Annotated in this window: 26 protein-coding genes; 16 read left to right on the top strand and 10 right to left on the bottom strand. The window is 63.4% G+C overall.

All coding sequences use genetic code 11. The features are described 5' to 3' along the window. Positions 1-4: 4 nt before the first annotated feature. On the bottom strand, positions 5-979 hold the full coding sequence (locus tag ABFC66_RS13470) for a hypothetical protein (RefSeq protein ID WP_346741483.1): 975 nt from the start codon (positions 977-979) through the stop codon (positions 5-7). Positions 980-1,285: 306 nt separating this feature from the next. Here ABFC66_RS13470 and ABFC66_RS13465 point away from each other — a divergent pair, with 306 nt between their 5' ends. Beyond that, positions 1,286-1,960, top strand: coding sequence for a PAS domain-containing protein (locus ABFC66_RS13465; protein ID WP_346741482.1), 675 nt, complete (start codon positions 1,286-1,288; stop codon positions 1,958-1,960). A gap of 68 nt (positions 1,961-2,028) precedes the next feature. Here the strand turns inward: ABFC66_RS13465 and ABFC66_RS13460 are convergent, their stop codons facing one another. Then, positions 2,029-3,672 carry a choline dehydrogenase gene (locus ABFC66_RS13460; protein WP_346741481.1) on the bottom strand — a complete coding sequence of 548 codons (1,644 nt, stop codon included), beginning with the start codon at positions 3,670-3,672 and terminating at the stop codon, positions 2,029-2,031. Between the two features lie 292 nt (positions 3,673-3,964). Here ABFC66_RS13460 and ABFC66_RS13455 point away from each other — a divergent pair, with 292 nt between their 5' ends. The 4 genes from ABFC66_RS13455 to ABFC66_RS13440 all read left to right on the top strand — a co-directional run bounded on the left by ABFC66_RS13455 (position 3,965) and on the right by ABFC66_RS13440 (position 7,077). Further along, on the top strand, positions 3,965-4,576 hold the full coding sequence (locus tag ABFC66_RS13455; RefSeq protein WP_346741480.1) for a PilZ domain-containing protein: 612 nt from the start codon (positions 3,965-3,967) through the stop codon (positions 4,574-4,576). 72 nt (positions 4,577-4,648) lie between these two features. Further along, positions 4,649-5,353: a crotonase/enoyl-CoA hydratase family protein gene (locus ABFC66_RS13450; RefSeq protein WP_346741479.1), complete on the top strand. Its 705-nt coding sequence runs from the start codon at positions 4,649-4,651 to the stop codon at positions 5,351-5,353. A gap of 81 nt (positions 5,354-5,434) precedes the next feature. Further along, on the top strand, positions 5,435-5,941 hold the full coding sequence (locus ABFC66_RS13445) for an RT0821/Lpp0805 family surface protein (RefSeq protein ID WP_346741478.1): 507 nt from the start codon (positions 5,435-5,437) through the stop codon (positions 5,939-5,941). Between the two features lie 437 nt (positions 5,942-6,378). Then, positions 6,379-7,077 (top strand): transglutaminase-like cysteine peptidase, encoded by a 699-nt coding sequence (locus ABFC66_RS13440; protein WP_346741477.1) that lies wholly within the window; start codon positions 6,379-6,381, stop codon positions 7,075-7,077. Positions 7,078-7,203: 126 nt separating this feature from the next. Here ABFC66_RS13440 and ABFC66_RS13435 read toward each other — a convergent pair whose 3' ends face one another. Continuing rightward, positions 7,204-7,980 (bottom strand): enoyl-CoA hydratase-related protein, encoded by a 777-nt coding sequence (locus ABFC66_RS13435; RefSeq protein ID WP_346741476.1) that lies wholly within the window; start codon positions 7,978-7,980, stop codon positions 7,204-7,206. A 212-nt stretch (positions 7,981-8,192) separates the two neighbouring features. Between ABFC66_RS13435 and ABFC66_RS13430 the strand changes: the two genes are divergently transcribed. Further along, on the top strand, positions 8,193-8,870 hold the full coding sequence (locus ABFC66_RS13430) for a hypothetical protein (protein WP_346741475.1): 678 nt from the start codon (positions 8,193-8,195) through the stop codon (positions 8,868-8,870). A gap of 161 nt (positions 8,871-9,031) precedes the next feature. Next, the gene (locus tag ABFC66_RS13425; RefSeq protein WP_346741474.1) at positions 9,032-9,454 is read left to right on the top strand and encodes a peptidylprolyl isomerase; all 423 of its coding nucleotides are present in this window, start codon (positions 9,032-9,034) and stop codon (positions 9,452-9,454) included. Between the two features lie 6 nt (positions 9,455-9,460). On the opposite strand, the gene ABFC66_RS13420 is transcribed toward ABFC66_RS13425, so the two are convergent. The 3 genes from ABFC66_RS13420 to ABFC66_RS13410 form a co-directional block, all read right to left on the bottom strand. Then, complete coding sequence (locus ABFC66_RS13420) at positions 9,461-10,672, bottom strand: hypothetical protein (RefSeq protein WP_346741473.1); 1,212 nt, start codon at positions 10,670-10,672, stop codon at positions 9,461-9,463. Positions 10,673-10,770: 98 nt separating this feature from the next. Continuing rightward, positions 10,771-11,571 (bottom strand): enoyl-CoA hydratase-related protein, encoded by an 801-nt coding sequence (locus ABFC66_RS13415; protein WP_346741472.1) that lies wholly within the window; start codon positions 11,569-11,571, stop codon positions 10,771-10,773. Between the two features lie 38 nt (positions 11,572-11,609). After that, positions 11,610-12,140 (bottom strand): gamma carbonic anhydrase family protein, encoded by a 531-nt coding sequence (locus tag ABFC66_RS13410; protein ID WP_346741471.1) that lies wholly within the window; start codon positions 12,138-12,140, stop codon positions 11,610-11,612. Between the two features lie 131 nt (positions 12,141-12,271). Here ABFC66_RS13410 and ABFC66_RS13405 point away from each other — a divergent pair, with 131 nt between their 5' ends. Next, complete coding sequence (locus tag ABFC66_RS13405; RefSeq protein WP_346741470.1) at positions 12,272-14,233, top strand: PhoX family phosphatase; 1,962 nt, start codon at positions 12,272-12,274, stop codon at positions 14,231-14,233. 71 nt (positions 14,234-14,304) lie between these two features. After that, the gene (locus ABFC66_RS13400) at positions 14,305-15,360 is read left to right on the top strand and encodes a hypothetical protein (protein ID WP_346741469.1); all 1,056 of its coding nucleotides are present in this window, start codon (positions 14,305-14,307) and stop codon (positions 15,358-15,360) included. A gap of 3 nt (positions 15,361-15,363) precedes the next feature. Here the strand turns inward: ABFC66_RS13400 and ABFC66_RS13395 are convergent, their stop codons facing one another. After that, complete coding sequence (locus ABFC66_RS13395; protein WP_346741468.1) at positions 15,364-15,675, bottom strand: hypothetical protein; 312 nt, start codon at positions 15,673-15,675, stop codon at positions 15,364-15,366. Positions 15,676-15,938: 263 nt separating this feature from the next. Between ABFC66_RS13395 and ABFC66_RS13390 the strand changes: the two genes are divergently transcribed. Further along, positions 15,939-16,703: a hypothetical protein gene (locus ABFC66_RS13390; RefSeq protein WP_346741467.1), complete on the top strand. Its 765-nt coding sequence runs from the start codon at positions 15,939-15,941 to the stop codon at positions 16,701-16,703. Positions 16,704-16,715: 12 nt separating this feature from the next. Here the strand turns inward: ABFC66_RS13390 and ABFC66_RS13385 are convergent, their stop codons facing one another. Then, a complete protein-coding gene (locus ABFC66_RS13385; RefSeq protein ID WP_346741466.1) occupies positions 16,716-16,928 on the bottom strand; it encodes a DUF3126 family protein in 213 nt (70 codons plus the stop codon). 84 nt (positions 16,929-17,012) lie between these two features. After that, entirely contained in the window at positions 17,013-17,813 is an 801-nt protein-coding gene (locus ABFC66_RS13380; RefSeq protein WP_346741465.1) for a glucose 1-dehydrogenase, read from the bottom strand. Between the two features lie 124 nt (positions 17,814-17,937). Here ABFC66_RS13380 and ABFC66_RS13375 point away from each other — a divergent pair, with 124 nt between their 5' ends. After that, on the top strand, positions 17,938-18,222 hold the full coding sequence (locus ABFC66_RS13375; RefSeq protein ID WP_346741464.1) for a hypothetical protein: 285 nt from the start codon (positions 17,938-17,940) through the stop codon (positions 18,220-18,222). 8 nt (positions 18,223-18,230) lie between these two features. Further along, a complete protein-coding gene (locus ABFC66_RS13370; RefSeq protein ID WP_346741463.1) occupies positions 18,231-19,517 on the top strand; it encodes an FAD-binding oxidoreductase in 1,287 nt (428 codons plus the stop codon). A 10-nt stretch (positions 19,518-19,527) separates the two neighbouring features. Here ABFC66_RS13370 and cysE read toward each other — a convergent pair whose 3' ends face one another. Further along, on the bottom strand, positions 19,528-20,367 hold the full coding sequence (gene cysE, locus ABFC66_RS13365) for a serine O-acetyltransferase (protein WP_346741462.1): 840 nt from the start codon (positions 20,365-20,367) through the stop codon (positions 19,528-19,530). A 190-nt stretch (positions 20,368-20,557) separates the two neighbouring features. Here cysE and ABFC66_RS13360 point away from each other — a divergent pair, with 190 nt between their 5' ends. From ABFC66_RS13360 to ABFC66_RS13345, 4 genes are all read left to right on the top strand, one after another. After that, positions 20,558-21,361 (top strand): alpha/beta fold hydrolase, encoded by an 804-nt coding sequence (locus ABFC66_RS13360; protein WP_346741461.1) that lies wholly within the window; start codon positions 20,558-20,560, stop codon positions 21,359-21,361. A gap of 70 nt (positions 21,362-21,431) precedes the next feature. Next, a complete protein-coding gene (locus ABFC66_RS13355; RefSeq protein ID WP_346741460.1) occupies positions 21,432-22,970 on the top strand; it encodes a sulfatase-like hydrolase/transferase in 1,539 nt (512 codons plus the stop codon). Positions 22,971-23,060: 90 nt separating this feature from the next. Further along, positions 23,061-23,855: an enoyl-CoA hydratase gene (locus ABFC66_RS13350; RefSeq protein WP_346741459.1), complete on the top strand. Its 795-nt coding sequence runs from the start codon at positions 23,061-23,063 to the stop codon at positions 23,853-23,855. Positions 23,856-23,890: 35 nt separating this feature from the next. Further along, positions 23,891-24,757 carry a glucose 1-dehydrogenase gene (locus tag ABFC66_RS13345; protein ID WP_346741458.1) on the top strand — a complete coding sequence of 289 codons (867 nt, stop codon included), beginning with the start codon at positions 23,891-23,893 and terminating at the stop codon, positions 24,755-24,757. The last annotated feature ends 38 nt before the right edge of the window (positions 24,758-24,795 follow it).

Raw genomic sequence — 24,795 nt, 5'->3', positions numbered from 1 at the left:
CGGTCTAATAGCCGACGCCGCCTGAGAACCAGGCTCCGCCGCCAGCGCTGACAAGCTGCTCGGCCTTATCGGTCTTGCGGACCATCACTTCCGCATAGCCCTGACGCCCCTCGTGACGGTCGCCGCGCGCAAGACGCCCTTGCGCGGGCGCACAGGCGAGCATGCCATTCGAGCCGTGCCGCAGCGCCTCGCCCTCATGGCATTCGATCGTATAGCCGGCGGTATAATCCGCAGACTTACGGTCGTCCGCGCCTGCGAGGCGGCCAATGGTGGCAACGAGCATGTCGCCCGAGAGGCAGCGGAAGACCTCCACATCGTCCTGCGGTCCGATCTCGAGCGTGGGCGTACTGATACGTGCCGCTTCCTCGAGCCCTTTCGCGCTGACGCATACGCCCTTGACCGGTTTCATGACGACTTCGTTGCGCACGACGACATTGAGCGCCCCCATCGGGGTCGCCTGAGGGGCGGCGACATAATAGCTGCCGCCACCGCCACCAGAACCGTTGCCATTGCCGATGCCATAGCCACTGCCGCCGGAATTGCTGCGGCCCGAGCCACCGTGCCCACCGGATGCACGGCTTGCAGCATTGGCAGCCGTCTCGGCATTCGCATTGGCAACCGACGACGCCGTCGCGAAAGCGGATGTGTTCACCGTCACGGTCACAATGTTGGTGTTCGTATTGGTATTCGTGTTGGTGTTGGTGTTGGTGTTCGTATTGGTATTCGTGTTCTGATTGTTGTTCTGGTTGAGGTTGACGTTCTTGTTGTCGATGCCGGTGCTGCCGCCACCACCTTCCTCGCAACCGCAATCCTCCGCAGGCGGCGGAGGCGGCGGCGGTTCCTCGCAGCCGCAATCGTCCTGCGAGCCGCCGCCGTAACCTGTTCCAGCCAATGCGGGCGCGACGCCCAACAGCCCATAGGCGCCGACACCGAGCCCGAGCGTCAGCGCGGCCGTCGCGAAGATAGTCGAGTGTTTCATCCTTGCACTCCTGGCCCGGAAGGGCACGTTCTGATGCGCCAATTGAGCGCCTTGAGCCCCTCAATGCGAAAGACATGCCGCAATGGTTCGGACCGGTAACACCGCCGCTGGCGAGCGCTGGCACGCTTTCTGCTCTCCCCTCATGCAAACGGATTTCACGCGGCCGCGCGTCTCCCTTCGGGACGAAAGGCCGCAAGAAGATTTGATGAAGGCTGCTCCGATACGGGACACGCTTTCGAGATTGGACTAGCATTCTCGTTCTGGGCAAAGGGGGCTCCCCGCCTGACGAGGCAGGGGATGGGTGCGATGAAGCACAAGACAACCGAAGCGCTTTTCGACTATTGGAACGCCATGCGCGCAGGCCGCATTGCGCCCCTGCGCAGCGAGATCGAACCGGGCGCCATCCGCCGCCTGCTGCCCCATGTCTTCATCCTTGAGCGTCATGACCGGCAGAGCTACCGCTTCCGCCTTGCCGGCACCGGCCTTTGCAGCGTCTATGGAATGGAGTTCCGCGGGCACAACTTCCTGGCCATGTGGCAGGACGATTGCTGCGAGAGCCTCGACAAGGCACTCCGCGAGGTGACGGGCAATGGCAACATCGCCATCGTCGAATACACGGCCGCAACGAACGACCACCGCGAAGTCACATTCGAAATGATCCTGATGCCGCTGGCGCAGGAGAATGGCGCCATCACACGCGTCCTCGGCGCTGCCGTGCCGATGGACGAGCGCGCGTGGATCGGCGACCGGCTTCTCGCACGCCAGTGGATCGACCGCCTGAAGATCGCCAACCCGGAGCGCATGCCGAAACGCGCATTCACGCAGCCCCCCGTCGAGGCGGCGCGACGGATCGTGCGTGAACGGCCGCACGTCATCAGCGCCGCCCTCGCCAACCTCGCGCATCGGCGCCCGCCGCTCCGTGGCGAGCGCTCCTATCTCCGCCTCGTCAAGACGGCGACGTTCAGCGACGAACACCAGTAAAGTCCCAGACCAAACAAAAAAGGCCGGCGCTAGCGCCGGCCTTTCTGTTTCAGCGGTATCCCGTCCGATCAGGCGGCATTTCCCTGGCGGTCTTCGGCGATGGTCACGTGTTCGGCCGACAGAGGCGCGCGGCCGAGAATGTCGTCCGAAATCTTCTCCGCGATCATGATCGTCGGCGCGTTGGTGTTGCCGCCAACGAGCGTCGGCATGACCGAGGCGTCCACGACGCGCAGGCCCTCGACGCCGCGCACGCGGCACTTGCTGTCGACCACGGCCATCGGGTCGTTGCCCATCTTCGCCGTGCCGACCGGATGATAGATTGTCTCCGCCGTTTCGCGGATCCAGCCGTCGATCTGCTCGTCGGTCTGCTTGTCGGCGCCCGGCCAGAACTCCGGCCCGCGATAGGGGTCCATGGCGCGCTGCGCGAGGATGTTACGCACCATGCGAACGCCGTCGCGCATGACGCGGCGGTCGGTCTCGGCCTCGAGGTAGTTCGGCTGGATCAGCGCGTGATCGGCCGGATCGAGCGACTTCAGCGCGACATAGCCGCGGCTTTCCGGGCGAAGCTGGCAGACATGGACAGTGAAGCCATGCCGATCAGACTTGATGCGGGCATGGTCGCGCATCATGGCGGCGACGAAATGCAGCTGGACGTCCGGCACTTCCAGTTCGGGCCGCGTCTTGAGGAAGGCGCCGGATTCGAGGCCGTTCGAGGTCGCGATGCCCGACTTGAAGAAGGTGTACTGCATGCCTGTCAGGAGCATGCGGAGCGGATTGGTCTGGCTGTGCAGCGTGATCGGCAGCTTGCACTCGCTGATCACGGTGCAGTCGAGATGGTCCTGCAGGTTCTGGCCGACGCCCGGCAGATCGGCGACGACATCGATGCCGAACTTGCGCAGATATTCGCCCGAACCGATGCCCGACAGAAGCAGCGTCTGGGGCGAGTTGACCGCGCCGCCGGAAAGAATGACTTCCTTGTTGGCGCGGACGGTCTTCGTCTCGCCATCCTGAACATATTCGACGCCGACGGCCTTCTTGCCCTCGAAGAGAATGCGCGAGGTGAGCGCCTTCACTTCAACCTTGAGGTTCGGCCGCGAGAGCGCGGGAACGAGATAGCCGACCGCGGCGCTGCAGCGCTTGCCGTTCTTGATCGTGAGCTGATAGGGGCCGACGCCTTCCTGCTGCGGACCGTTGAAGTCGTCCGTATAGGGGTGGCCCGCCTGCTTGCCGGCCTCGACGAAGGCGTCGAACAGAACGTTCGACTTGCGGGCATTGCTGACGCCGAGGGGGCCCTCGCCGCCATGGAACGCGCTGTCGCCGTTCTCATTGCCTTCGGCGCGGCGGAAGTAGGGCAGCACATCGGCAAAGCCCCAGCCTTCGAGGCCGAGCTGGCGCCAGAGGTCGTAATCGCGCCCATGGCCGCGAATATAGATCATGCCGTTGATCGAGGAGGACCCGCCGAGCACCTTGCCGCGCGGCCAGAAGAGCTTGCGGTTGTTCAGATGGGTCTGGCCCTCGGTATAGTAGTACCAGTTCGCCGTATCGGTGCCGATCAGCTGACCGACGCCGGCGGGCATATGGATCATGAAGTTGGTGTCCTTGGCGCCCGCCTCCAGCAGGAGAACCTTGTTCGCCGGATTTTCCGACAGGCGGTTCGCCATCACGCAACCCGCGCTGCCCGCACCAATGATGATGTAGTCGAATGAACTCATAGTCCTCGCCTTCCCTGTGACTTCGACCTTTTCCGGAGCGGCAGCGCCCCGTCGCATTTCTCGCTGCCCGGCGGCAGCCCGATTCCCTGCGATGGTCGGATTTTGCCCGGATTGTCAGCAATCGACAAAGCTGACGCAAGCGTCAATTTTGACGAAAGCGCCCGATTTGCCGCTTTCCTCCAAAATAGACGTTTCACCTGCTCTTGCGATAAATTTTCATTAACCCTGCCCGCCATATTCTGGCGAGATCAGCGTCCCCTCCAAGTCGGACGCCAATGGCGAGCTAGGATTGATGACGAACGACGAACCAGGCAGCGAACGTCGACGCCACCCCCGTGTTCCGGTGGCCGTAAAGGGCCGTTTTCTGGCGCCCGACGGCTCCGAACATGAGTGTGTCATCCGCGACATGTCGCTCTCGGGCATCGCCCTGCTGGCGGATGTCGACGTCCCTGCCGGGGCGCATCTCATCGTCTATCTCGACGATTTCGGCCGCTTCGAGGGGCCGGTCGTCCGGGCCTTCGAAGGCGGCTTCGCCATCGAGACCGCGCTGAGCGGCCCGCGCCGCGAGCGCGTGGCCGACAGGCTCAACGCCTACGCCAAGGGCGGCGGCGCATCCCCCGATGCCGACAGCCGACGCAACTTCCCGCGCTATGCGCCTCAGGACGGCGGCTTTGAGGAAGGGTCCGTTGTCACCCTGGCCGATGGCCGAACGGCCCCCTGCCGCATCGTCGACATGTCGCTCGGCGGCGCCAATGTCGCGACCGAGCTTCGTCCGCCGCTCGGCACCCGCGTTTCCATCGGCCGCATGAAGGGCCGCGTCGTACGCCACACGCCGGAAGGCTTCGCGATCGAATTCACCGACATTCCCGAACGCGCCAGCGCGCTTTCGCGTCCCTTCGGCTGAATCTCTCCGCCCTCGCCGCCTCCCCCGCCCTCATCTAGACTGCGACTCGCAGAACAGATCCGGGGGACGAACATGGCCGAGCCAATTCTCAAATACGAACTCATCGACGATATCGCCATCCTGACCATGGATGACGGACGGGCCAATGCGCTCGGCCATCACATGATCGATGCAATAGGTGCCAGCCTGAAGCGCGCCGAAGGCGAGGCCAAGGCCGTGCTGCTGCTCGGCCGCGAGAAGCGCTTTTGTGCGGGCTTCGACCTCGAGGTCATGGCCTCCGGTCAGGCGCATGTGCAGAAGCTCGTGACGGCGGGCGCCGAACTCATGCTGGAGATGTATACGCATTCCCTACCCATCGTGATCGGCTGCACCGGCCATGCGCTGGCTGCCGGCGGCCTTCTACTGCTCTCCGCCGATGTGCGCGTTGGTGCCGAAGGCGAATTCAAGATCGGCCTGCCGGAGGTCGCCATACGGATGACCTTGCCGATCTTCGGCGTGGAGCTCGCACGCGACCGGCTCGCGCGCAATCACTTCACCGCCGCCGTGACCCAGGCGCGAATCTACAACCCCATCGAGGCCGCCCTTGTCGGCTATCTGGACCAGACGGCCCCTGCCGAACGCCTCAAGGAAGCGGCGATGGCCCGTGCACGCGAACTGGCCGCACTACCCCAGCCCGCTTTCCGTAATACGAAGCGGAAGGAGCGCGCAGCCACGGTGAAGCTCATCCGCGATACGCTTATGGAAGATTTGCGCACGTTCGACGGCGCCACGCAGTAAAATGCCAATGATTTGTGGTGGTGGCGGTTGTTGCCCGGCTATAACCGCCGCCATCGAAACATGTCTCCTGGAGGTAGCATCATGCTGATCCCGATGTTCAAACGGCTTGGGTTCATTCCCCTCGCCCTTCTTCTCGCCATCGGTCTGGTCGGTACGCCCGACACGGCGCGGGCTGAGTGCGGCAGCCCGACCAGCACAAACGGAATCATCGGCGGCCTCGGCGGCGCCGTGGTTGGCGGCCTGCTCGGCTCGACCATCGGCGGCGGCTCGGGCCGCACGCTGGCAACCATCGGCGGCGCGCTCGCGGGCGGCCTCGTCGGCAACAGCCTCGCGACGCAGCTTTCCTGCCAGGACCAGAACTATGTCGGCAACAGCACCTCGCGGAGCCTCGACAGCGGCCAGCCCGTGAGCTGGCACAATCCCGATACGGGCACCTATGGCGACGTGAAGCCGGTGCGCACCTACAACACCGAACAGGGCCAGTATTGCCGCGAGTTCCAGCAGACGATCTATATCGACGGCGAACGCAAGGAAGGTTACGGCACGGCATGCCGCCAGCCGGACGGCAGCTGGAAGATCGTCAGCTAACCCGCGTAATTCAATCTTTGTTAAGCTTGTTTGGCGATGCCCGAAGAAATTTTCGGGCATCGCTTTTTTTGTGCGCTTGCCGGCGAAACAGCGATCGACCGGCCACGGCCCGCGACCGCACATGATAATTGTCTGATTTTTCTGGAAAAACGGGCCTTGCGCACCGCCACGAGATGGCGCCTCGCGACGACAGATAAAATTAGACAAAAACTCAAATCAAAATCCGTTCACATTCAACTCAAAACCAAGCGGCTCACTTAAAGAGCGGCAAACACCTGTTTGCCACCCTGTACACGCGAAACAGGAAGTTTCGCATCTGGGGATTGTGGGTGGTGGACGTGAACAGGATCAATTCGCTCGCCTTTGCGCTAGGGATCGCCTTGTCTGTGACGGGATGTCAGACGACAGGCAGCATCGGTCAATCGAGCAGCACACTGATGAGTACAGACGTGACCATGGCGGCCATGCACATGCCGGTCGGCCAGCAGGTCGTACCGCCCAACGGCTTCATTTCATTCTGCGTGCGCAATCCCAAGGAATGCGAAGGCGGCACCGACCATCCCTCCAACATGGTGCTGACCCCCGGCCGCTGGACACAGCTCAACGAGGTCAACGACTACGTGAACCGCAGCGTTCCGCAGATCGAGGACGTCGACAATTACGGCGTGGCCGAGAACTGGACCTATCCCAACGCGAATGGCGGCGATTGCGAGGATCTGGCGCTGCTCAAGCGCAAGATGCTGGTCGAGCGCGGCTGGCCCGCCAGCGACCTGCTCATCGCCGTGGTCCGTGAATGGAACGGCGACGGCCATGCCATTCTCGTCGCGACGACGGACAAAGGCGACTACGTGCTCGACAACAAGAACTGGGCAATCGTGTCATGGGCCAATGCGCCCTACACCTGGGCCAAGCGCCAGTCGCGCGAGCGGCCATATGTCTGGGTCAATCTCGACACGTCGACGTTCAGCGTCGCATCGAACCAGGCCATACCGCCGCTTGGCGCGCCGATCCCCTTCATCGAAGCCGCCAATCGCATGAAACACGACGAGGCCGCGCCGATCCGGCCCAGCCTCGCCGATGAGAACAATCACGCCTCCGCGTCGCAGGCTCCGACCGCGACGCTGGCGATGAACTGAAGAACCGGCCCCACGGCCGCAACGCCCCCCACGACCGGGTCCGCCCCCACAGGCCCGGTCCTGTCGAGGCCGGTCCTGTCGCAACCCACACGACAGGGCCGGTATTCGACTGAGGGTTGAAAAGCCTTACTTGCCCTTCCAGACCGGCTTGCGCTTTTCCGCGAAGGCGCGCGGGCCCTCGATCAGATCCTCGCTGCGGAAGAGAGCGGCGACGGCGGGATATTTGCCGGTGACGGCCTTTTCCAGATTGGCTTCGTTGAGGCCCTGATAGACGGACTCCTTCGAGGCGCGGATCGACATGGGCGAGCATTCCATGATCATCGCGGCCCAGCGCTTGGCGGCAGCGAGAAGCTCCGAAGCCGGAACGACCTCGTTGACGAAGCCGAGTTCCTTGCCTTCCTTCGCCGGGACCTGACGGCCGGTGAGGATCATGCCCAGCGCCTGCTTGGTGCCGATCTGGCGCGGCAGGCGGTGAAGGCCGCCCGCGAGCGCGGCAAGACCGACCTTCGGCTCGGGAAGCGCGAAGACGGCGTTTTCCGAAGCGATGATGAGGTCGCAGGCCAGCGCGATTTCAAAGCCACCGCCCATGGCGACGCCATTCACCGCAGCGATGACCGGCTTGTTCAGGTCGTAGCGCGCGGTAAGGCCCGCGAAGCCGGAGGCCGGCACTTCGATCTTGTTGCCTTCCGCCTGGTAACGCAGATCGTTGCCGGCGCTGAAGGCGCGGTCGCCAGCGCCAGTGATGATCGCGACCCACAGATCGTCATCCTTGGCGAAGTCGTCGAAAATCTTCGCGAGCTCGAAATTGGCCGGCGGATGAAGTGCGTTCATCCGTTCCGGACGATTGATCGTGACGATCAGAAGGTGCCCTTCCCGTTCGGCTGTGCAGTGTTCGGTGGTCATGCGCGTTCCCTGTTTGCGATTGTCGGGCGCGTTGTGGCCCGTCGTTTCGAGGGGAAATCTGCCCTCTCGACTCTCTCCCGGCAAGTCGCGCGACATTGACGCAAGGTTAACGAGTGCGTCTTATTGTGACGAAACGGCAATTACCGCTGCGTTCGCATGACGAATCGGCGCTAATGTCTGCGACATCCAGGCGAAGCGGCACCGAAAGAAATATGGCCGGAACAGAATCCCATTCCCGCGCTGACGCAGCGGCCACCGATGCGGGGTCCCGACGATGGCTGCTGAAATATGGCGACCGCATCTACGGGCCCTATTCTTTCGACGCGATGCAGAGCTACATCGCCGAGGGTCGCGTCATCGCCCAGAGCATCCTGGCGCCTGAGGGAACGCCCCCGGATTCTAGCAATTGGCTGAACGCCGATCTCATTCCCGACTTCGCGGCCTTCTTCGGCGGCAGCGCACCCGAAGCCGAACCCGCCGCAGAGCCGCGAGCCGTCGCGCAGTCAGCCGGTTCAGATGCAACCGCGCAGCGCGAACCCGCAGAGGAGCGCCGGGAGCGTGTCAGCTACGGCTCATCCAAGGGCCAGGTGGACCGGCGGCGTCAGCCGGAGACGGCCAATTTCATCATCATCATGGACATCAAGGCCCGCTACGCCGGCGCGCTCGAACAGGCGATCATGTCGCTCGGGCCTGCCTACAAGCTCGCGCCGAATGTCTGGTGCGTGAATACCGCCGGAACGGCCAGCGGACTGCTCAACGATCTGAGCATGCATATCGGCAAAACCGACACCATGTTCATCGTCGATGCGACGCGCGACCGCACGGCCTGGCTCAATCTCGGGCCGGAGACGGACGCGAAGATTCGCCGCGTGTGGCGCCGCCCCTTCTGATTTTCGTCTCACATGCGCGGATGACGGCGCGGCGCGTCCGGTGTTAGGCTCGCCCTACGGTCGGTCTTCAGGGCTCCACCCTGAAGGCCTTTTTTATTTCATCGTACAGAGCGCGGCGAACCGGCGACCACGGCACTCGCGCTCAAGGAAAGGCAAGATCCGTGGCAGCAGCAGGCGATACCGTAAAGGTGCATTACACGGGCACTCTCAGCGATGGCTCCGTGTTCGACAGCAGCGTCGACCGTGAGCCCCTCGAGTTCACCCTCGGCACTGGCGCCGTCATTCCCGGTTTCGACAATGCCGTGACCGGCATGGAGATTGGCGACCGCAAGACCTTCACCATTCCCGCCGCCGAAGCCTATGGCGAGTCCGACCCGCGCATGGTGCAGGATGTGCCGCGCTCGGAACTTCCGTCGGACATGACGCTGTTCATCGGAATGCGCCTGACTGCGAGCGACAACATGGGACGGGAAATCCCGCTGGTCGTCACGGAACTCACCGACACGACGGTGACGCTCGACGCCAATCATCCGCTGGCAGGTGAAGACCTCACCTTCGCCATCGAACTCGTCGCCGTGAACTGACGCCGATCAGCTGCGCGGGTCCGGCAGGGGCAACCTGATCCCGAACCTGCGCGCCTCGATGATATCCTTCGACGCCGCCGTGGATGCGCTGCCCGGCGGCGTCCTTGTTTCCGGTGCATCAGCGATCGCAGTCCGCAGAGAAACGGCCTGGGCCGCGACGGGTGGAACGGCACCCTCCGGAAGCCCTGCAATCTCTCGCATGATCGACGAAGCGTCGCGCCAGCGCGCAATCAGGGGAGCGCCCACCGCGCTCATATCCGCGCATTTCGATGGCGTGGACTGCCCGCGATTGCAGACGATCGTCTCGCGCACGATGTCGAACTGGAAGCGGGCCCGCCGAACGAACTCGGCGAACAGGGCCGACCTCTGCGCCGCCATCGCGAGCGGCAGGAATTCGGCGCATGTCGTCTGCTGACGGTCGATCAGGTCGGCGAGAACGGGCTTCGGCAATTGCGCGCCGGCCGCATCCGCAGCACAGACGCGCCAGAGAATATCGGCCGCCGCGTGATCATAGAGCTGGATGAGGCCGCGATCGCGATCGCCGAGCTGCGCGTAGAGCCGGGCGACGTCAGAAGGACTCCACTGGCTGTATTCGTCGATGAAGCGCAGCACATCGACCTTGTCCTTTGTCGGCGCGACCGGGTGAAGCGGTGCGGGCGCTGATGCAGGCGCCAAGGCAGGAACCTGTACCGTTGCTGCCGGAGCCGGCGCAGGTGCTTGCGACGCCGCCGGAGCGGGAGCTAGTGCTAGTGCTGGTGCTGGCGCGGCGACTGCGGCCGGGGGCGACGCGGCAGGCGGCAAGACCTGAGGCGCAGGAGCAAGCACCTTGCCCTCCGGAACGAGCGCGAAGCCTTCCGGGATGAATGGAAAGAACCGCGCATTGGCCATCACGGGCCGGCCATCGGCCCCGAGAGGAACAATGATCAATCGCAAGCCGCTCACCTGCTGTTCGATCACGAACAGGGATTCGCTGTCGGCTGCTCCCGCGATACGGAGCGCCCCCTCGACGCCGTTCTGCCTGTGCTGGCCATTCAGAGCATAGACACGGCCATCGGGCAGACTGAGGCGTCCGACGACGCGAGCGTCGAGATCCTGCAGGCTGAGGCTCATCGCGGCGGCAGCGTCGGTGCCGATGAAGGTGCCGGTAAATCCCGCGGCGCCAGCCGCACCCGCGAGAAGGAGCGTGGCAGCGAAGCAGGCGAGCCAACATGCGCGCATGAGACCCTTGCCCCTCTCCGGGGAAAGTCCGTCTCGTTGCCTGTCGATGCCCTGCCCCACTGTCGTCCCTTAACCGGGCGCCGCTCGCCGGGCCCGCCCTAGCGCCCGACGAATTTGGGCTGCCGCTTTTCCATATAGGCCGTCATGCCTTCCTTCACGTCTTCCGTCCGCATGAGCGGCAGAAGCTGAAGATAGACATGATGCACATGTTCCGGGAACGGTTCGTTAAGGCCCATGCGCATCATGCGCTTGGCCGCCTGAACGGCGAGCGGCGCATTGGCCGCGATCTCTTTCGCCAATGCCCGGGCGCGGGGCATCAGTTCCTCGTCGGCCACGACCTCGGTGGCGAGGCCCCATTCGACGCTTTCCTCAGCCGAAAGCGTGCGGCCCGTGAAGATAAGCTTCGCGGCCTTTTCCCAGCCGATCAGGCGCGGCAGGAACCATGTGCCGCCGGATTCAGGCACGAGGCCCCGCTTGCAGAAGGCGGCGGCGAGCTTGGCCGATTTCGCCATGATCCGCATGTCGCAGCCCAGCGCCGTGTCCATGCCGTAGCCCGCCGCGCCGCCATTGAGGGCGCAGATGGTCGGCTTTTCCATTTCATGAAGCACGGTCGGCGGCGTGTGACGAAGGTTCAGCGTCGTCGAGACGACGCTGCCGCTCAGAATGCCCGTGCCGCCCCCGCCCGTCTGGGCGCGAAGATCGAGCCCCGCGCAGAAGGCGCGGCCCGCGCCGGTGAGAATGACGACGCGCACATCGCTGTCCGCATTGGCTTCGAGCAGACGCTCCGTCAACTGGTCGAGCATCGGGCCCGAGATCGTGTTCATGCGCTCCGGCGCATTGAGCGTGATCGTGGCGATGTGTTCGGAAACTTCGTACAGAACTTCCTGTGGCTGGCTCATTTCGTCCTCCCTCTTATCGTTTCTTTTGATCGACCTTCTCAGTCGATGATCTTCAATTCACGCGCATAGCGCTTCCAGTTCTCGACGTAATGGTCGGAGGAAAGGCGCAACGCCGCGCTCTGTTCTTCGGTCAGTGTACGAACCACCTTGCCCGGCGCGCCCAGAACCATCGAATAGTCGGGGATATCCTTTCCCTCGGGGATCAGCGTGTTGGCGCCGATGAGGCAACCCTTGCCGATACGCGTACCATTCATCACGATGCTGCCGATGCCGACAAGGCTTCCCTCGCCGATGGTGCAGCCATGCAGCATGACCATATGTCCGATGGTCACGTTGGCTCCGATGGTGAGCGGCGAGCCCGGATCGGTATGTAGAACCGAGCCATCCTGGACGTTGGAATTCTCGCCAATGGTGATGAGCTCGTTATCGCCACGGATAACGGCGTTGAACCAGACGCTCGCATTGCGCTCCAGCCTTACGTTGCCCATCACCTGCGCATTGGGCGCGACCCAGTATTCGCCTTCGGCGGGAAGAATGGGCCTTGTGCCGCCCAGCGCGTAGATAGCCATTATTTATCCTCGATCAGCTGTCTCATTGCGGCAAACTATGGCATGCCGCGCCGCCCGAGACGAGACATGGCGTCACGAAGCCGCAACGCAGGCCCGTTAGTCTCGTTGGGTCGAAATCAGTGGAGCCCATCATGAGCCAGCGCAAGTCCTTTGAAGCCGATCTGGAGACGGCCGATGACGAGGCCATTACGCGGCCCATGGCCCCGACGCTGGGTGAAGTCTGGTCGCGCCGCGCCGTCCTGAAGGGCCTGGGTGGCGCGGGCCTCGTCGCCACGGCGTCGACGAGCCTCTTCGCCCTCGCGGCCTGCGACCGGCCCGGGCCCACGCCGCGTTTCACCTTCAAGGAACTGCCGCGCGGCGTCGACGATCATCACCATGTGGCCGAGGGCTATGACGCAGACATTCTGATCCGCTGGGGCGATCCCGTGCTTGCGGGCGCTCCCGCTTTCGATCCGCTTCACCAGACCGCCGAGGCCCAGCGCAAGCAATTCGGCTACAACAATGATTATGTGGGCTTCGTGCCTCTGCCCTATGGCTCGGGCGCGAGCGATCGCGGGCTACTTTGCGTCAATCATGAATACACGAATGCGCAGCTGATGTTTCCGGGCCTCGGCGATGTCAAGGCGGCGAACGCGGCGCAGGTGGATGTCGCCATCGCCGCGCATGGCTGCTCCATTGTCGAGATCGCATTGGGGCCCGACGGCAAATGGGCTCCCGTCATTTCCGGCGTCTATAACCGGCGCATCACACCGCTCGACACCGAGGTCAGGATCAGCGGCCCGGCCGCCGGTCATGCACGGCTCAAGACCTCCGTCGATCCGGAAGGAACCCGCGTCCTCGGTACGCTCAACAATTGCGCTGGCGGCATCACGCCCTGGGGCAGCTATCTGACCGGCGAAGAGAATGTGAACTCCTATTTCGCGGGCAAGCTCGAAGGCCATCCGGAAGCCGGGAACTACAAGCGCATGGGCATTCCCGGCGACAAGATGGGCTGGGCGCGCTTCCACAAACGCTTCGATATCAACGAGGAACCGAACGAGGCCAATCGCTTCGGATGGGTCGTCGAGATCGACCCGCTCGACCCTGCCGCCGCGCCGCGCAAACGCACAGCGCTCGGCCGCTTCAAGCATGAAGGCTGCGAGAATGCGCTGACGAAGGATGGCCGCCTCGCCGTCTATATGGGCGACGATCAGCGCTTCGAATATCTCTACAAGTTCGTCACCTCGGGAAAAGTCGATACGCAGAACCGCGCGGCCAATCGCGACCTGCTCGACGAAGGCACGCTATATGTCGCCCGCTTCGAGGAAGACGGCTCCGGGACGTGGAGGCCGCTCGTCCACGGCGCGAACGGCCTTACCGAGGCGAATGGATTTGCCTCGCAGGCCGATGTGCTGATCGAGGCGCGCCGTGCCGCGGACATTCTCGGCGCGACGCCGCTCGATCGTCCGGAAGACGTCCAGCCCAATCCGCTGACGAGCAAGGTCTATGTGGCGCTCACCAATAACGCAAAGCGCACGCCGGACAAGGTCGATGCCGTCGATCCGCGTGCGGAAAACCTCTGGGGCCAGATCGTCGAGATCGCGCCCGCGAGCGCGGACCACGGCGCGGATAGCTTCGCCTGGACCCTTCTCGTCACCTGCGGCGACCCGGCAAAGCCCGACGAAAAAGCGAAATGGAACGCGGCGACCACAGCGGACGGCTGGTTCGCATGCCCGGACAATCTCGCCGTCGATGGCAAGGGACGGCTCTGGGTCGCAACCGATCAGGGCGACGAATGGGCCCAGACCTCCGGCGCAGCCGACGGCATGTTTGCGCTTGAAACCGATGGGGCTGGGCGCGGCCTGTCGCGGCGGTTCTTCCGCGTGCCCGTGGGCGCCGAAATGTGCGGCCCCTGCTTCACGCCGGATTCGGAGACGCTCTTCGTCGCCGTGCAGCATCCCGGCGCCGATGGAACCAAGGACTTCAAGGGCTTCGAGCGCGCCTCGACCTTTGACGATCCCGCCACGCGCTGGCCCGACTTCCAGCCCGGCATGCCGCCGCGCCCCTCCGTCGTCGCCATCCGCGCCAGGAAAGGCGGACCGATCGGCGGCTGAGGCACCGATGTTGCGCGCGCCCTCCCGATGCCGCAATCTCGGCCCGGGCAACTGGCGGGGACGCGACGGGCATGAGGCTGTTTCTTGACGTTCTGATCTTCCTTCTGCTCGCCCCTGTTCTTTTCCTCTTCGCCTACCAGAGGGGCTTTCTCGATCCTTACGTGCCGGATGACGCCATTCCGGCCGATCCCTTCATTCGCGCCGAGCTGGCGCAGGCGACAAGCGGCTCAGACCTCAGCCGCCGTATCGACAAGGCGCTCGATGCCGGAAACTTCGACGACGCAACCATGTATGCGGACATTGCCGACTATATGGGCGCCGCCATCGAATCCGGCACGGCGGCGCGCCTTGCCAGGGAGAAAACCCTCAGCAGCACGGTCGTTCGCAACACCGGCAGTTTCTTCGAAGGCTTCCTCACCGGCGAGGGCGGCGATACGGCGTCGTTCATGGGCGCGATCACATCGGACCTCACCGTGGTCGGCGATGTGCGCGATATCGGCAGCGAGGGCACCAAGCTCATCAATGGCGAGGAATATTCGCAGCTCGTTCTCGGCCTCTCGGTCGTCGGCCTCGCAGCGACCACCGCGACGGTAGCAACCGGCGGCGGCGCCCTGCCCGCCAGGATAGGCGTCTCGATCATCAAGGTTTCGAAGAAGGCGGGCGCTCTCACGATACGCTTTGCCCGCGACCTGACGCGCATGCTCGGCGAGGCGGTGAATTTCGAGCGGCTCGGGCGGACACTCAAGGAAGTGAACCTTGCCGACAGCGCCGCGACCCGCCACGCGATTGCGGATTACGCCAATGGCATTTCCATGGCCCGGCTGGCGCCCGTCTTCAAGGATGTTGCTGCGCTTGAGAAAAGAGTCGGGCCGGCCGAGACCGTGCGCCTCCTCAAATATGTGGAGAATGGCGACGACCTCGCCCACATCACGAAGATGAGCGGCAAGCTCGGCACGAAGACGCGAGGCATTGTCGAACTGACCGGCAAGACCTGCCTGCGCGCCTTCAAGACGGTGGCCAATCTGATCCTCTGGGCCGCTGGATGGGCATGGGCGTTCATCGCCGCTCTAGGCGCGGCCTTTCTCGGTTCCCTCCGCCGACGCTACAGGCGCCGCAAAACGGCCTGACGCTCACGCCCCCAGGATCAGGCTCAGAACGAAGAGGCCCGAGATGAAGCTCCAGATCATCGCAAGGCAGGCCGAGAAAAGCAGCCATACCGGCGGCCGGTTCTCGAAAATCTGAGCGCGGAAAGCATTGCGAAGAATGACATTCGGCCCCGCGAAGATCAGCGTGGCGACGCCCATCAACTGCCCGACGGTCGTGTCGGACCAGACCTGAAAGCTCGGATGCTTGCTGGTCACGATGCGATAGATGCTGCCGGTAATGCCCGCCGCGACGAAGCCCGTCGCCACCGAAAAGAAAAATGCCGCGCCTTCAGACATGTTCGGAACCCAACCCCTGCCCGGCGCTCCCACAAGCGCCCATCATTGTCGAACTCCCTTCCGCAAGCCGCATACCAACGGAACGAACGAGGCGGGCGGCAATAAAATCTTTGCAAGTCAGTGGTTTAGATGGAGATGGTGACGCGCAGGCCAATGCCTGCTCTGCATTATGCCGCGATATTGTCCCGAAGCGAGACAAGGATTGTTCAGCAATGCGCCGGCGCTACTATGAAACGAGGCGGCGAACCGAGGGAGTTGAGTGAGTGGCGCGACAGAAGCAATCGGGCGGGGAGCTCGTGCATGAACGCCCGGCCTGGATTATTCCCGCGCTCGTCCTCATTGCGGTCCTGACCCTTTCGGGCGTCTTTCTCTACTACTATTTCGGACCAACGACCGGCGAACTCCTCGGCCACGACCCCAAGGCCAGCGCGGCGACGCGGCGCATAGAAGCCGTGGTGGGCGGCACGCGTTTCCTGGTCCCTGAAAATTACACCCGCTATCCCTCGCAGCGCGGCGGCGGCCGACAGCCCGAACTCTCCATGCATGCCCTGCTTCCGGATTTCGCGCCCTATGCGCCGGAACGGCAGACCGAATTCAGCGACAACACGCCCGATGCCCAGGTTGTATTCTTCACGCTGCAGGAGGCGGGCGCGATGTTGCCCGCGGAGCGGAGACTGAAGGAGATCTACTCGAAGTATCTCGCCTCGACGGCGGGCGAAAAGGAGCGCACCGGGCTTGAAAAATTCAGCTTCAAGCCGAACTCGGGCTACAAGGATCAGGATCTGCTCGTCGGCACCGACAATGATGGCCGGCTCGTTCTCATCACATGCCAGCAAAAGACGGCGCTGGTCGAAAGCCCGAACTGCACGCGCAGCCTTCTGCTGACGAAGAACCTCGCCCTCACCTATCGCTACAAGCGCGCGCATCTGGCGGAATGGCGCCGGATCGACGAATTGATGATCCGGCTCGTCACATCGTTCGAGGCGCCGGGACTGCCCAACGGCCTCGAGGGAACGATCACGGATTGAGGCCAACTTGCCTCAGTCAGGCAGGTCGATATCCAGAATCGCCATCTGGAAGGCGTAGGAAACCTCGCCGTCTTCCTCGTCCTTGAAAATGACGCCGATGAACTCCTCACCGATGTTCACTTCGCAGGAGTCGTCCTTCTGCGGCCGCTTCGTGACCGTGATCGAAGGAAGACGGAACTTCTCGCGCAGATAAGCCTCAATGCGCTTGATTTCGGTCTTGTCCAAATCCGTCTCCAATCATTGTCGTTGCGGCGCGAGGCCCGCGTGGCGGAGGTTTTAGCCGCTTGCGGGCCCGCGCGCAAACCATCTTCAACGGGTCGTATAGCCCCCGTCGACCACGAGTTCCGTGCCGGTGGTGAAGGAGGATTCGTCAGACGCGAGGAAAAGCACCGTATTGGCGATTTCGTCCGCGACGCCGAGGCGTCCGATCGGATGCAGCATGGTGAGCAGCGCGATCACCTCATTGCCCGTCTCGGCGAGGCCCGGCATGCCCTTTTCCGCCACGTTGCGCACCATCGGCGTATCGATATAGCCGGGATGCACGGAATTGACGCGGATGCGGTAACCGGCCTCCGCGCATTCGAGCGCCGCCGCCTTGGAGAGAAGGCGCACACCGCCCTTGGCCGCGACATAATCGGCCGCATTGCTCGAGCCCACGAGGCCGAGGATGGACGAGATGTTGATGATCGAACCTGAAGCGCCCTTGGCGGTCGTCTTCTTGATGGTGCGAATGCCGTGCTTGCAACCAAGGAACACGCTGTCGAGGTCGACGGCGATCGTGTGACGCCAGTCTTCAAGCGACTTGTCCTCGATGGGACCGCCCTCCGGCGCGATGCCCGCATTGTTGACGACAATGTGAAGTCCGCCATAGCGGTCTTCCGCAAGCTTCGTCACGCGCTCCCACTGGCTCTCGTCGCAAACGTCGTGGCGCATGAAGACCGCCTCGCCGCCCGTGCGCTGGATTTCAGCGACGACCGCCTCGCCCGCGGCCTCATCGAGGTCCGTGCAGATGACCTTGGCGCCTTCCCGCGCCAGCGCCTTCGCGCTCGCAGCGCCAATACCCTTAGCCGCACCCGTCACGATGGCAATCTTGCCCGTCACCCGTCCCATTCAACGCTCCCGTATGGCGATTATGATTTTTAGGCATTCTGGCTTGTCTGCGCGGCTCCGCAAAGGAAGAAAGCGGGCCAAAGCCATGCTATAGAGCATCAAACAACCCTGATCAGGATACGTCATGGCCGTCGCCTATCTGCTTCGCTACAAAACCTCCAAGCCCGTAGACATTCTGACCCAGCTCCGCGCCTACAAGGAACGTGAACTGGATCGCTCGCCCCCCTCGGGGCTCCGCCATGCGCGCATCCTGACGGGCACGGACGGCAAGTCGGTCGCGTTCTACACCGAGTGGGACGATGCCGATGGCCTGGAGGAGATGCGCGACTCCGTCCCCTGGGAAGCCTGCATCGACATCAACGATGTTCACGCCGACTCGCATGAGGAAAGCGTCTTCGAAATCGCCTGAGAGGTTACATGACGCCCCAAGGACATCCTGCCAGCTCCTACTACGTCGCGACCGCCAAGGGCCTTGAACAGCACCCTGCCCTTGCCGGAGCGGAAAAGGCGGATGTCTGCGTCATCGGGGCGGGCTTTACGGGGCTTTCCACCGCCATCCACCTCGCGGAGCGCGGCTTTTCCGTCATCGTGCTGGAGGCCGAGCGCGTCGGCTGGGGCGCATCGGGCCGCAATGGCGGCCAACTCGGCACGACGCATCGCAAGGATCAGCAGGCACTGGAGACGATGCTCGGCCGCGAATGGGCGCATCGCCTCTGGTCGCTCGCCGTCGACGGGCTCTCGACAGTGAAGGGCCTCATCGCAAACAATGCGATCGATTGCGACCTGAAGCCCGGAATTCTCCACACCGCGTGGAAGGAGCGCGAAGCGCCGGAGCTTCGCGCCGAGGTCGAACACATGCAGCGGGAATATGGCGTCACCACGCTGCGCTATGTACCCGCCGATGAAGCCCATGAGATGGTGGCGACCAAGCGCTATCACGGCGCCATTCTCGACATGGGCGGCGCGCATCTCCATCCCCTGAATTACTGCCTAGGTCTCGCCCGAACGGCGGTCGCCAAGGGCGTTCGCATCTTCGAGAACTCGCGCGTGACCGACATCGCGAAAACGGACCCCGCCCGGGTGACGACTGAGCAGGGCTCCGTGACCGCCGGCCATGTCGTGCTTGCCTGCAATGCCTATCTCGGCAATCTCGCGCCCCGCATCGCGGGCCACATCATGCCGGTCAACAATTTCATCCTCGCGACGGAGCCTCTTGGCGAAGCAGGCGCGCGCGCGCTCATCCGCGACGATGTCGGCGTGCAGGATACGAAATTCGTCATCGACTATTACCGGCTCTCCGCCGATCACCGCCTGCTCTTCGGCGGCGGCGAGAATTATTCGGGCCGCTTGCCGCGCGATCTCGCGGCCTTCGTCAGAAAGCCGATGCTGCGCGTCTTCCCGCAATTGAAGGATGTTCGCATCGATTATGCGTGGAGCGGCACGCTCGCCATCACCCTGCCCCGCATCCCGGATTTCGGCCGGATCGCGCCGAACATTTTTTATGCGCAAGGCTATTCGGGCCAGGGCATCAACATCGCCACGCTCGCGGGCAAGCTCCTCGCGGAAGCCGTCGCCGGTCAGGCCGAACGCTTCGACTGGATGGCCGACATCAAGGTGCCGAACTTCCCCGGCGGCACATGGCTGCGCTATCCGGGGCTTCTGGCCGGTGTGTGGTGGTACACGCTGAAGGATCGGCTGCCGTAGGGCGAGCGCGTTAAACGCCTGCGCCCTTCTCGTCTTCGTTGATGATGTGATCCATCTCGTGGCTCGGCGTGTCGCATCCGGCGCAACCGACGATCTTGGCGGGCACGCCGACAGCCGTGCAATGCGCCGGCACGTCATGAAGCACGACGCTGCCCGCGCCGATGCGGCTGTATTCGCCGATGACGATATTGCCGAGAACCTTCGCGCCCACGCTGATGAGCACGCCGCGACGCACCTTCGGATGACGGTCGCCGATTTCCTTGCCCGTGCCGCCCAGCGTCACGCCGTGGAGCATCGAGACGTCATCGTCGACCACGGCCGTCTCGCCGATGACGATGCCGGTCGCATGATCGATGAAGACGCCGCGTCCGATCTTCGCCGCCGGGTGGATATCCACCGCGAAAAGATCGGAAATGCGGTTCTGGAGATAAAGCGCCATGGCGCGGCGACCCTGCGTCCAGAGCCAATGCGCGATGCGATGCGTCTGCAGCGCGTGGTAGCCCTTGAAGAAGAGCAGCGGCTGCACATAGGAATGGCATGCCGGATCGCGATCGTAATAGGCGACGATGTCGGCTCGCGCCGCCTCGCCGATTTCCGGCGACGCCTTCAGGGCATCGTCGAAGATCTCGCGGAGCTGCATGGCACGGATTTCCGTGTTTCCGAGCTTCTGCGCGAGGTGATAGGTCAGCGACGCGTTGAACTGGCGGTGGTTGAGGACGGTCACATAGAGAAAGCTCGCAAGCGCGGGCTCGCTCTGCGCCATTTCCTGCGCTTCATTGCGCATGCGCTCCCAGACCGGATCGCAAACGGCCAGAGCATCCGCATAATTGCGTTCCACCGGCTTCGACATGCGGCGCTCCTTCCCTTGTCCACGGCCCGCCTATGGCGCGGACCCCAATTCACATTACTGGGCCGGCAAACTAGCACATGGCGGGACGCATGGATAGTTCAAAAAAAGAACTGACAAAGCGCCCCGGCTACCTCCCTGTTCCCAGATGATATGGTTCGAGTCGAACGGAATATAAGAGGGAAGCGTTTCCATGCCCTTCGCAAAAGTCGGCGATATCGAGATTTACTACGAGCGGCATGGGCAGGGTCCTCGCCTGCTCTTCATTTCCGGCACGGGCGGCGACCTCCGCATGAAGCCCAATGTCTTCGACGGACCGCTACCAAAGCATTTCGACACGCTGGCCTATGACCAGCGTGGCCTCGGCCAGACCTCGAAGCCCGACCGCCCCTATTCCATGGCTGGATATGCGGAAGACGCCGCAGGCCTCATGCATGCCGTCGGCTGGGGCTCGGCCATGGTCGTCGGCGTTTCCTTTGGCGGCATGGTGGCGCAGGAACTCGCCATCAACCATCCTCACATGGTCGAAGGGCTCGTCCTCTGCTGCACGACGCCGGGCGGCGCGGGCGGTGCCTCCTTCCCCTTCCACACGATCGAGCACCTGAAGGGGGAAGAACGCGCCCGCCACATGATCCCGATCTCCGACACGCGACATGACGGGGCCTGGGCCAAGGCCAATCCCGCCGCCAATGACGCGATGGTGAGCTTCGCGAGCCTCGATCCCTATGCGGATGAACCGGGCATGGAGACAGGCCGCCACCGCCAGCTCGAAGCGCGGGCAAAGCACGACACATGGGACCGGCTGGATCAGATCCGCTGCCCCACCCTCGTCTGCGCCGGACGCTATGACGGTATCGCGCCGCCCGCGACGGTTGCCAAAATGGCGAACCGCATTCGCAGCTCGGAGCTTCGTCTTTTCGAGGGCGGTCATCTTTTCATGTTGCAGGACCGCGAGGCATTCCCCGCGATGATCCGCTTTCTGAAGGGTGAGGGATAATCGGTCTGGCGCCTCTCCGCCCAATGTCCTAATGTTCACCATTAACGAGACAAAATCGCGGGGAGACTTCATGGGCCGCAAGATACTTTTCATCACGACCGATCAGATGCGCTTCGACGCCATCGGCGCGAATGGGCAGAAAGTGGCCCGCACCCCGGCGATCGACGCGCTGGCGGCGAACGGCATCAACTATTCCCGCGCGCATAATCAGAACGTCGTCTGCATGCCCGCCCGCTCGACCATGATCACGGGCCAATATGTCTCGACGCATGGCGTGTGGATGAACGGCGTGCCGCTGCCCGTCGATGCGCCGAGCGTCGCGCAATATCTCCACGACAAGGCGGGCTATCGCACCGCGCTCATCGGCAAGGCGCATTTCGAGCCCTTCCTCGATTTCAAGCAGCAATTCTACGAGAGCCAGATGGCGCGGCTCGGAGAATACGGGCCCCATCGCGGCTTCGAGCATATGGAGCTTGCGGCGCATTCGCCGCTGATCCTCCACTACGCCGAATGGCTGAAGACGCACGACCCCGACGCTTTCGTGAAGTTCTATCCGAACCTCGATGCGAAATTTCAGGTGAATGCGGCGGGCGGCGGCGAAACGGGCGGCTGCCAGCTTCACTTCAACGATGTTGCGCGCGAGCACTATCACACCGACTGGGTGGCCGACCGCACCATCGCCTGGCTCGACGGTCTGAAAGCCGATGAAGACTGGTTCTGCTGGGTCTCCTTCCCCGATCCGCACCACCCCTGGGATCCGCCGAAGTCGGAGCTTGCCCGCCACCCCTGGCGCGAAACGCCGATGCCGGAATTCTATCCGGGCTCTAAAGAGAAGATCGAAGCTATCCTGAAGGACAAGCCGCAACACTGGCACGAATGGTATACCGGCGCGCGCGTAACCAATTTCGAAGCGCCGCCGGAGTTCCGCGCCTGCGACATGACCGCCGATCAGGTGCGCGAGATCAACGCCTTTACCCATGTCGAGAACGAGCTGATCGACGAGGCCGTGGCGAAGATCATGGCCACCATCGAGAGGCGCGGCTGGGGCGACGATGTGGACGTCGTCTTCACGACCGATCACGGCGAGTTTCAGGGCGAGTTCGGCCTGCTCTTCAAAGGCCCCTATCACGTCGATGCGCTGATGCGCCTGCCGATGATCTGGCGCCCGGCGAAGTCGGCCAATGTCGCGCCGGCAAGCGTTGCGGCGCCGGTCGGTCAGGTCGATCTCGCGCCGACCTTCTGCGAGATCGCAGGCCTTCCCGTTGCCGAATGGATGCAGGGCAAGCCCCTGCCCCAGAGCGAGGCGGACGCCACGCGGCAGAAGCGCGAACGCGTCTTCACCGAATGGGACTGCCGCCATGTCGATGGAACGACGGTGGGGCTCCGCACCATCTATCGCGACGGCTACACGATCACAGCCTATCTGCCCGGCACGATCTATGACGGGACGGAAGGCGAGCTTTACGATCACGAGAACGATCCGCAGCAATGGCGGAACCTCTGGAACGATCCGGCCTACCAGGCGCTGAAGTCGGACCTGCTCGCAGACATGAAGGACAATCTTCCGCCGGTCCATGAGCCGCAAATGGAATGCGTCGCGCCGGTTTAAATCAAGGGCGTCACCCCGTTCTCGAGCCGGGGTGACACCTGCGACCTGGGCAGGCAGAATGCGGCACCTCAAGAACCGCAGGAGTCCCGCATGTCCTCTCCCACCCCGCGCATGATCGCCGTCAAGGACGGTTCGATCGGCTGGATGATCTTCAACAATCCGGAGCGCCTCAACGCCGTCAGCCTCGACATGTGGGAGGCCGTGCCGAAGATCATTGCGGAATTCGAGTCCGATCCGGAAATCCGCGTCATCGTGCTGAAGGGCGCTGGCGACAGGGCCTTTGTCGCGGGCGCGGACATTTCGCAGTTCGAGGCGCAGCGCAACAATCCGGAAAGCGTCGCGACCTACGAAGACGCGACCACGCTTGCCTTCGAGACCATCGCGCGGGCCGAGCGTCCGACCATCGCCATGATCGACGGCTATTGCATCGGCGGCGGCCTCGGCATCGCGCTCTCCTGCGATTTCCGCTTTGCAGCCGAAGGCTCGACCTTCGGCATTCCGGCCGCGAAGCTCGGCCTTGCCTATGCGGCTTCTGGCACGCGGCGCCTCGTCGATGTGGTGGGGCCTGCCTTCGCCAAGGAAATCTTCTTCACCGCCCGGCGCTTCACCTGCGACGAGGCGCTCTCCATGGGCCTCATCAATCGCGTCTTTACGCGCGAGACGCTGGAGGCCCAGACGCGCGACACCTGCTCGATCATCGCCGAGAATGCGCCGCTGACCGTGATGACGGCGAAGAAGATCGTCGACGAGACGCGGAAGGCGCCCGAAAATTTCGATGCCGATTATTGCGATCAGCTGATCGAGCGCTGTTTTTCGAGCGAGGACTATGCCGAGGGACGCAAGGCGTTCATGGAAAAGAGAAAGCCCGCATTCAGGGGCCGCTGAAACAAAACCAACGAGAAAACAAAGGGAGAAACGTCATGAGCGGAAGGCTCGAAGGCAAGGTTGCGATCATCACCGGCGGCACGAGCGGCATCGGCCGCGGCACGGTCGACCTCTTTCTGAAGGAAGGCGCGAAGGTCGTCGTCGGCGATCTCCAGGACCACAAGGGCGTGGCGATGGAGCATGAGCTTGGCAAGAACTTCTCTTATTGCCGCACCAATGTCGCGCACGAGATCGAAGTGAAGACGCTGGTGGAGCACACCATCGAAAAGTTCGGCAAGCTCGATATCATGTTCAACAATGCCGGTTACGGCGGCGTCGGCGGCGAGCTGCACGAGATCGACATGAACGGCTTCGACGAAACCGTCGGCGTGCTGCTGAAGGGCGTCGTGCTCGGCTATAAATATGCCGTGCCCCACATGAAGGCCCAGCAGTCGGGCAGCATCATCTCGACCGCCTCGGTCGCGGGCCTGCAGGCCGGATTCGGCCCGCTCGTCTATTCCGCCTGCAAGGCGGCGGTGCACCACTTCTCGCGCTGCGCGGCGATGGAGCTTGCACCCTTCTATGTGCGCTCCAATGCGATCTGCCCCGGCGGCATCGCCACCTCGATCTTCGGCAGCGGGCTCGGCCTCGGCACGCAGGTGGCGGACCAGTTCGCCGAGGTAATGAAGCAGCACCTCGCGAAAATTCAGCCGACCCCGCGTTCGGGCCTGCCGAACGACATCGCGGAAATGGCGCTCTTCCTCGGCAGCGACGCGTCCAGCTTCGTCACCGGCCAGACCATTGCCGTCGACGGCGGCCTGACGGCGGGCCCCATGGCCTCGCTCGGCAAGCGCATCGACTTCGAGAAAGTCATCAGCGACTTCCTGTCGAACCTGCCCGCCGACGCGAAGCCCGCGCAATAATTCCTAAACCATCAGGCCCTAGGCTCTCTCCGGAGGTG

Source organism: Parvibaculum sp. (genome assembly GCF_039680535.1).
In the GTDB taxonomy this organism is placed as follows: domain Bacteria; phylum Pseudomonadota; class Alphaproteobacteria; order Parvibaculales; family Parvibaculaceae; genus Parvibaculum.
The sequence above is the reverse complement of the archived record's forward strand: the minus strand, read 5'-3'. Positions and strand labels throughout refer to the sequence as shown.

Excerpts from the sequence above, each read along its gene's own strand:
- ABFC66_RS13375 (WP_346741464.1), top strand. The coding sequence starts at position 17,938 with ATGGCCGTCGCCTATCTGCTTCGCTACAAAACCTCCAAGCCCGTAGAC.
- ABFC66_RS13460 (WP_346741481.1), bottom strand. The coding sequence starts at position 3,672 with ATGAGTTCATTCGACTACATCATCATTGGTGCGGGCAGCGCGGGTTGC.
- ABFC66_RS13345 (WP_346741458.1), top strand. The coding sequence starts at position 23,891 with ATGAGCGGAAGGCTCGAAGGCAAGGTTGCGATCATCACCGGCGGCACG.
- ABFC66_RS13380 (WP_346741465.1), bottom strand. The coding sequence starts at position 17,813 with ATGGGACGGGTGACGGGCAAGATTGCCATCGTGACGGGTGCGGCTAAG.
- ABFC66_RS13410 (WP_346741471.1), bottom strand. The coding sequence starts at position 12,140 with ATGGCTATCTACGCGCTGGGCGGCACAAGGCCCATTCTTCCCGCCGAA.
- ABFC66_RS13360 (WP_346741461.1), top strand. The coding sequence starts at position 20,558 with ATGCCCTTCGCAAAAGTCGGCGATATCGAGATTTACTACGAGCGGCAT.
- ABFC66_RS13420 (WP_346741473.1), bottom strand. The coding sequence starts at position 10,672 with ATGCGCGCATGTTGGCTCGCCTGCTTCGCTGCCACGCTCCTTCTCGCG.
- ABFC66_RS13455 (WP_346741480.1), top strand. The coding sequence starts at position 3,965 with ATGACGAACGACGAACCAGGCAGCGAACGTCGACGCCACCCCCGTGTT.
- ABFC66_RS13430 (WP_346741475.1), top strand. The coding sequence starts at position 8,193 with ATGGCCGGAACAGAATCCCATTCCCGCGCTGACGCAGCGGCCACCGAT.
- ABFC66_RS13445 (WP_346741478.1), top strand. The coding sequence starts at position 5,435 with ATGCTGATCCCGATGTTCAAACGGCTTGGGTTCATTCCCCTCGCCCTT.
- ABFC66_RS13470 (WP_346741483.1), bottom strand. The coding sequence starts at position 979 with ATGAAACACTCGACTATCTTCGCGACGGCCGCGCTGACGCTCGGGCTC.
- ABFC66_RS13415 (WP_346741472.1), bottom strand. The coding sequence starts at position 11,571 with ATGAGCCAGCCACAGGAAGTTCTGTACGAAGTTTCCGAACACATCGCC.
- ABFC66_RS13435 (WP_346741476.1), bottom strand. The coding sequence starts at position 7,980 with ATGACCACCGAACACTGCACAGCCGAACGGGAAGGGCACCTTCTGATC.
- ABFC66_RS13395 (WP_346741468.1), bottom strand. The coding sequence starts at position 15,675 with ATGTCTGAAGGCGCGGCATTTTTCTTTTCGGTGGCGACGGGCTTCGTC.
- ABFC66_RS13440 (WP_346741477.1), top strand. The coding sequence starts at position 6,379 with ATGAGTACAGACGTGACCATGGCGGCCATGCACATGCCGGTCGGCCAG.
- ABFC66_RS13400 (WP_346741469.1), top strand. The coding sequence starts at position 14,305 with ATGAGGCTGTTTCTTGACGTTCTGATCTTCCTTCTGCTCGCCCCTGTT.
- ABFC66_RS13405 (WP_346741470.1), top strand. The coding sequence starts at position 12,272 with ATGAGCCAGCGCAAGTCCTTTGAAGCCGATCTGGAGACGGCCGATGAC.
- ABFC66_RS13465 (WP_346741482.1), top strand. The coding sequence starts at position 1,286 with ATGAAGCACAAGACAACCGAAGCGCTTTTCGACTATTGGAACGCCATG.
- ABFC66_RS13355 (WP_346741460.1), top strand. The coding sequence starts at position 21,432 with ATGGGCCGCAAGATACTTTTCATCACGACCGATCAGATGCGCTTCGAC.
- ABFC66_RS13450 (WP_346741479.1), top strand. The coding sequence starts at position 4,649 with ATGGCCGAGCCAATTCTCAAATACGAACTCATCGACGATATCGCCATC.
- ABFC66_RS13350 (WP_346741459.1), top strand. The coding sequence starts at position 23,061 with ATGTCCTCTCCCACCCCGCGCATGATCGCCGTCAAGGACGGTTCGATC.
- cysE (WP_346741462.1), bottom strand. The coding sequence starts at position 20,367 with ATGTCGAAGCCGGTGGAACGCAATTATGCGGATGCTCTGGCCGTTTGC.
- ABFC66_RS13370 (WP_346741463.1), top strand. The coding sequence starts at position 18,231 with ATGACGCCCCAAGGACATCCTGCCAGCTCCTACTACGTCGCGACCGCC.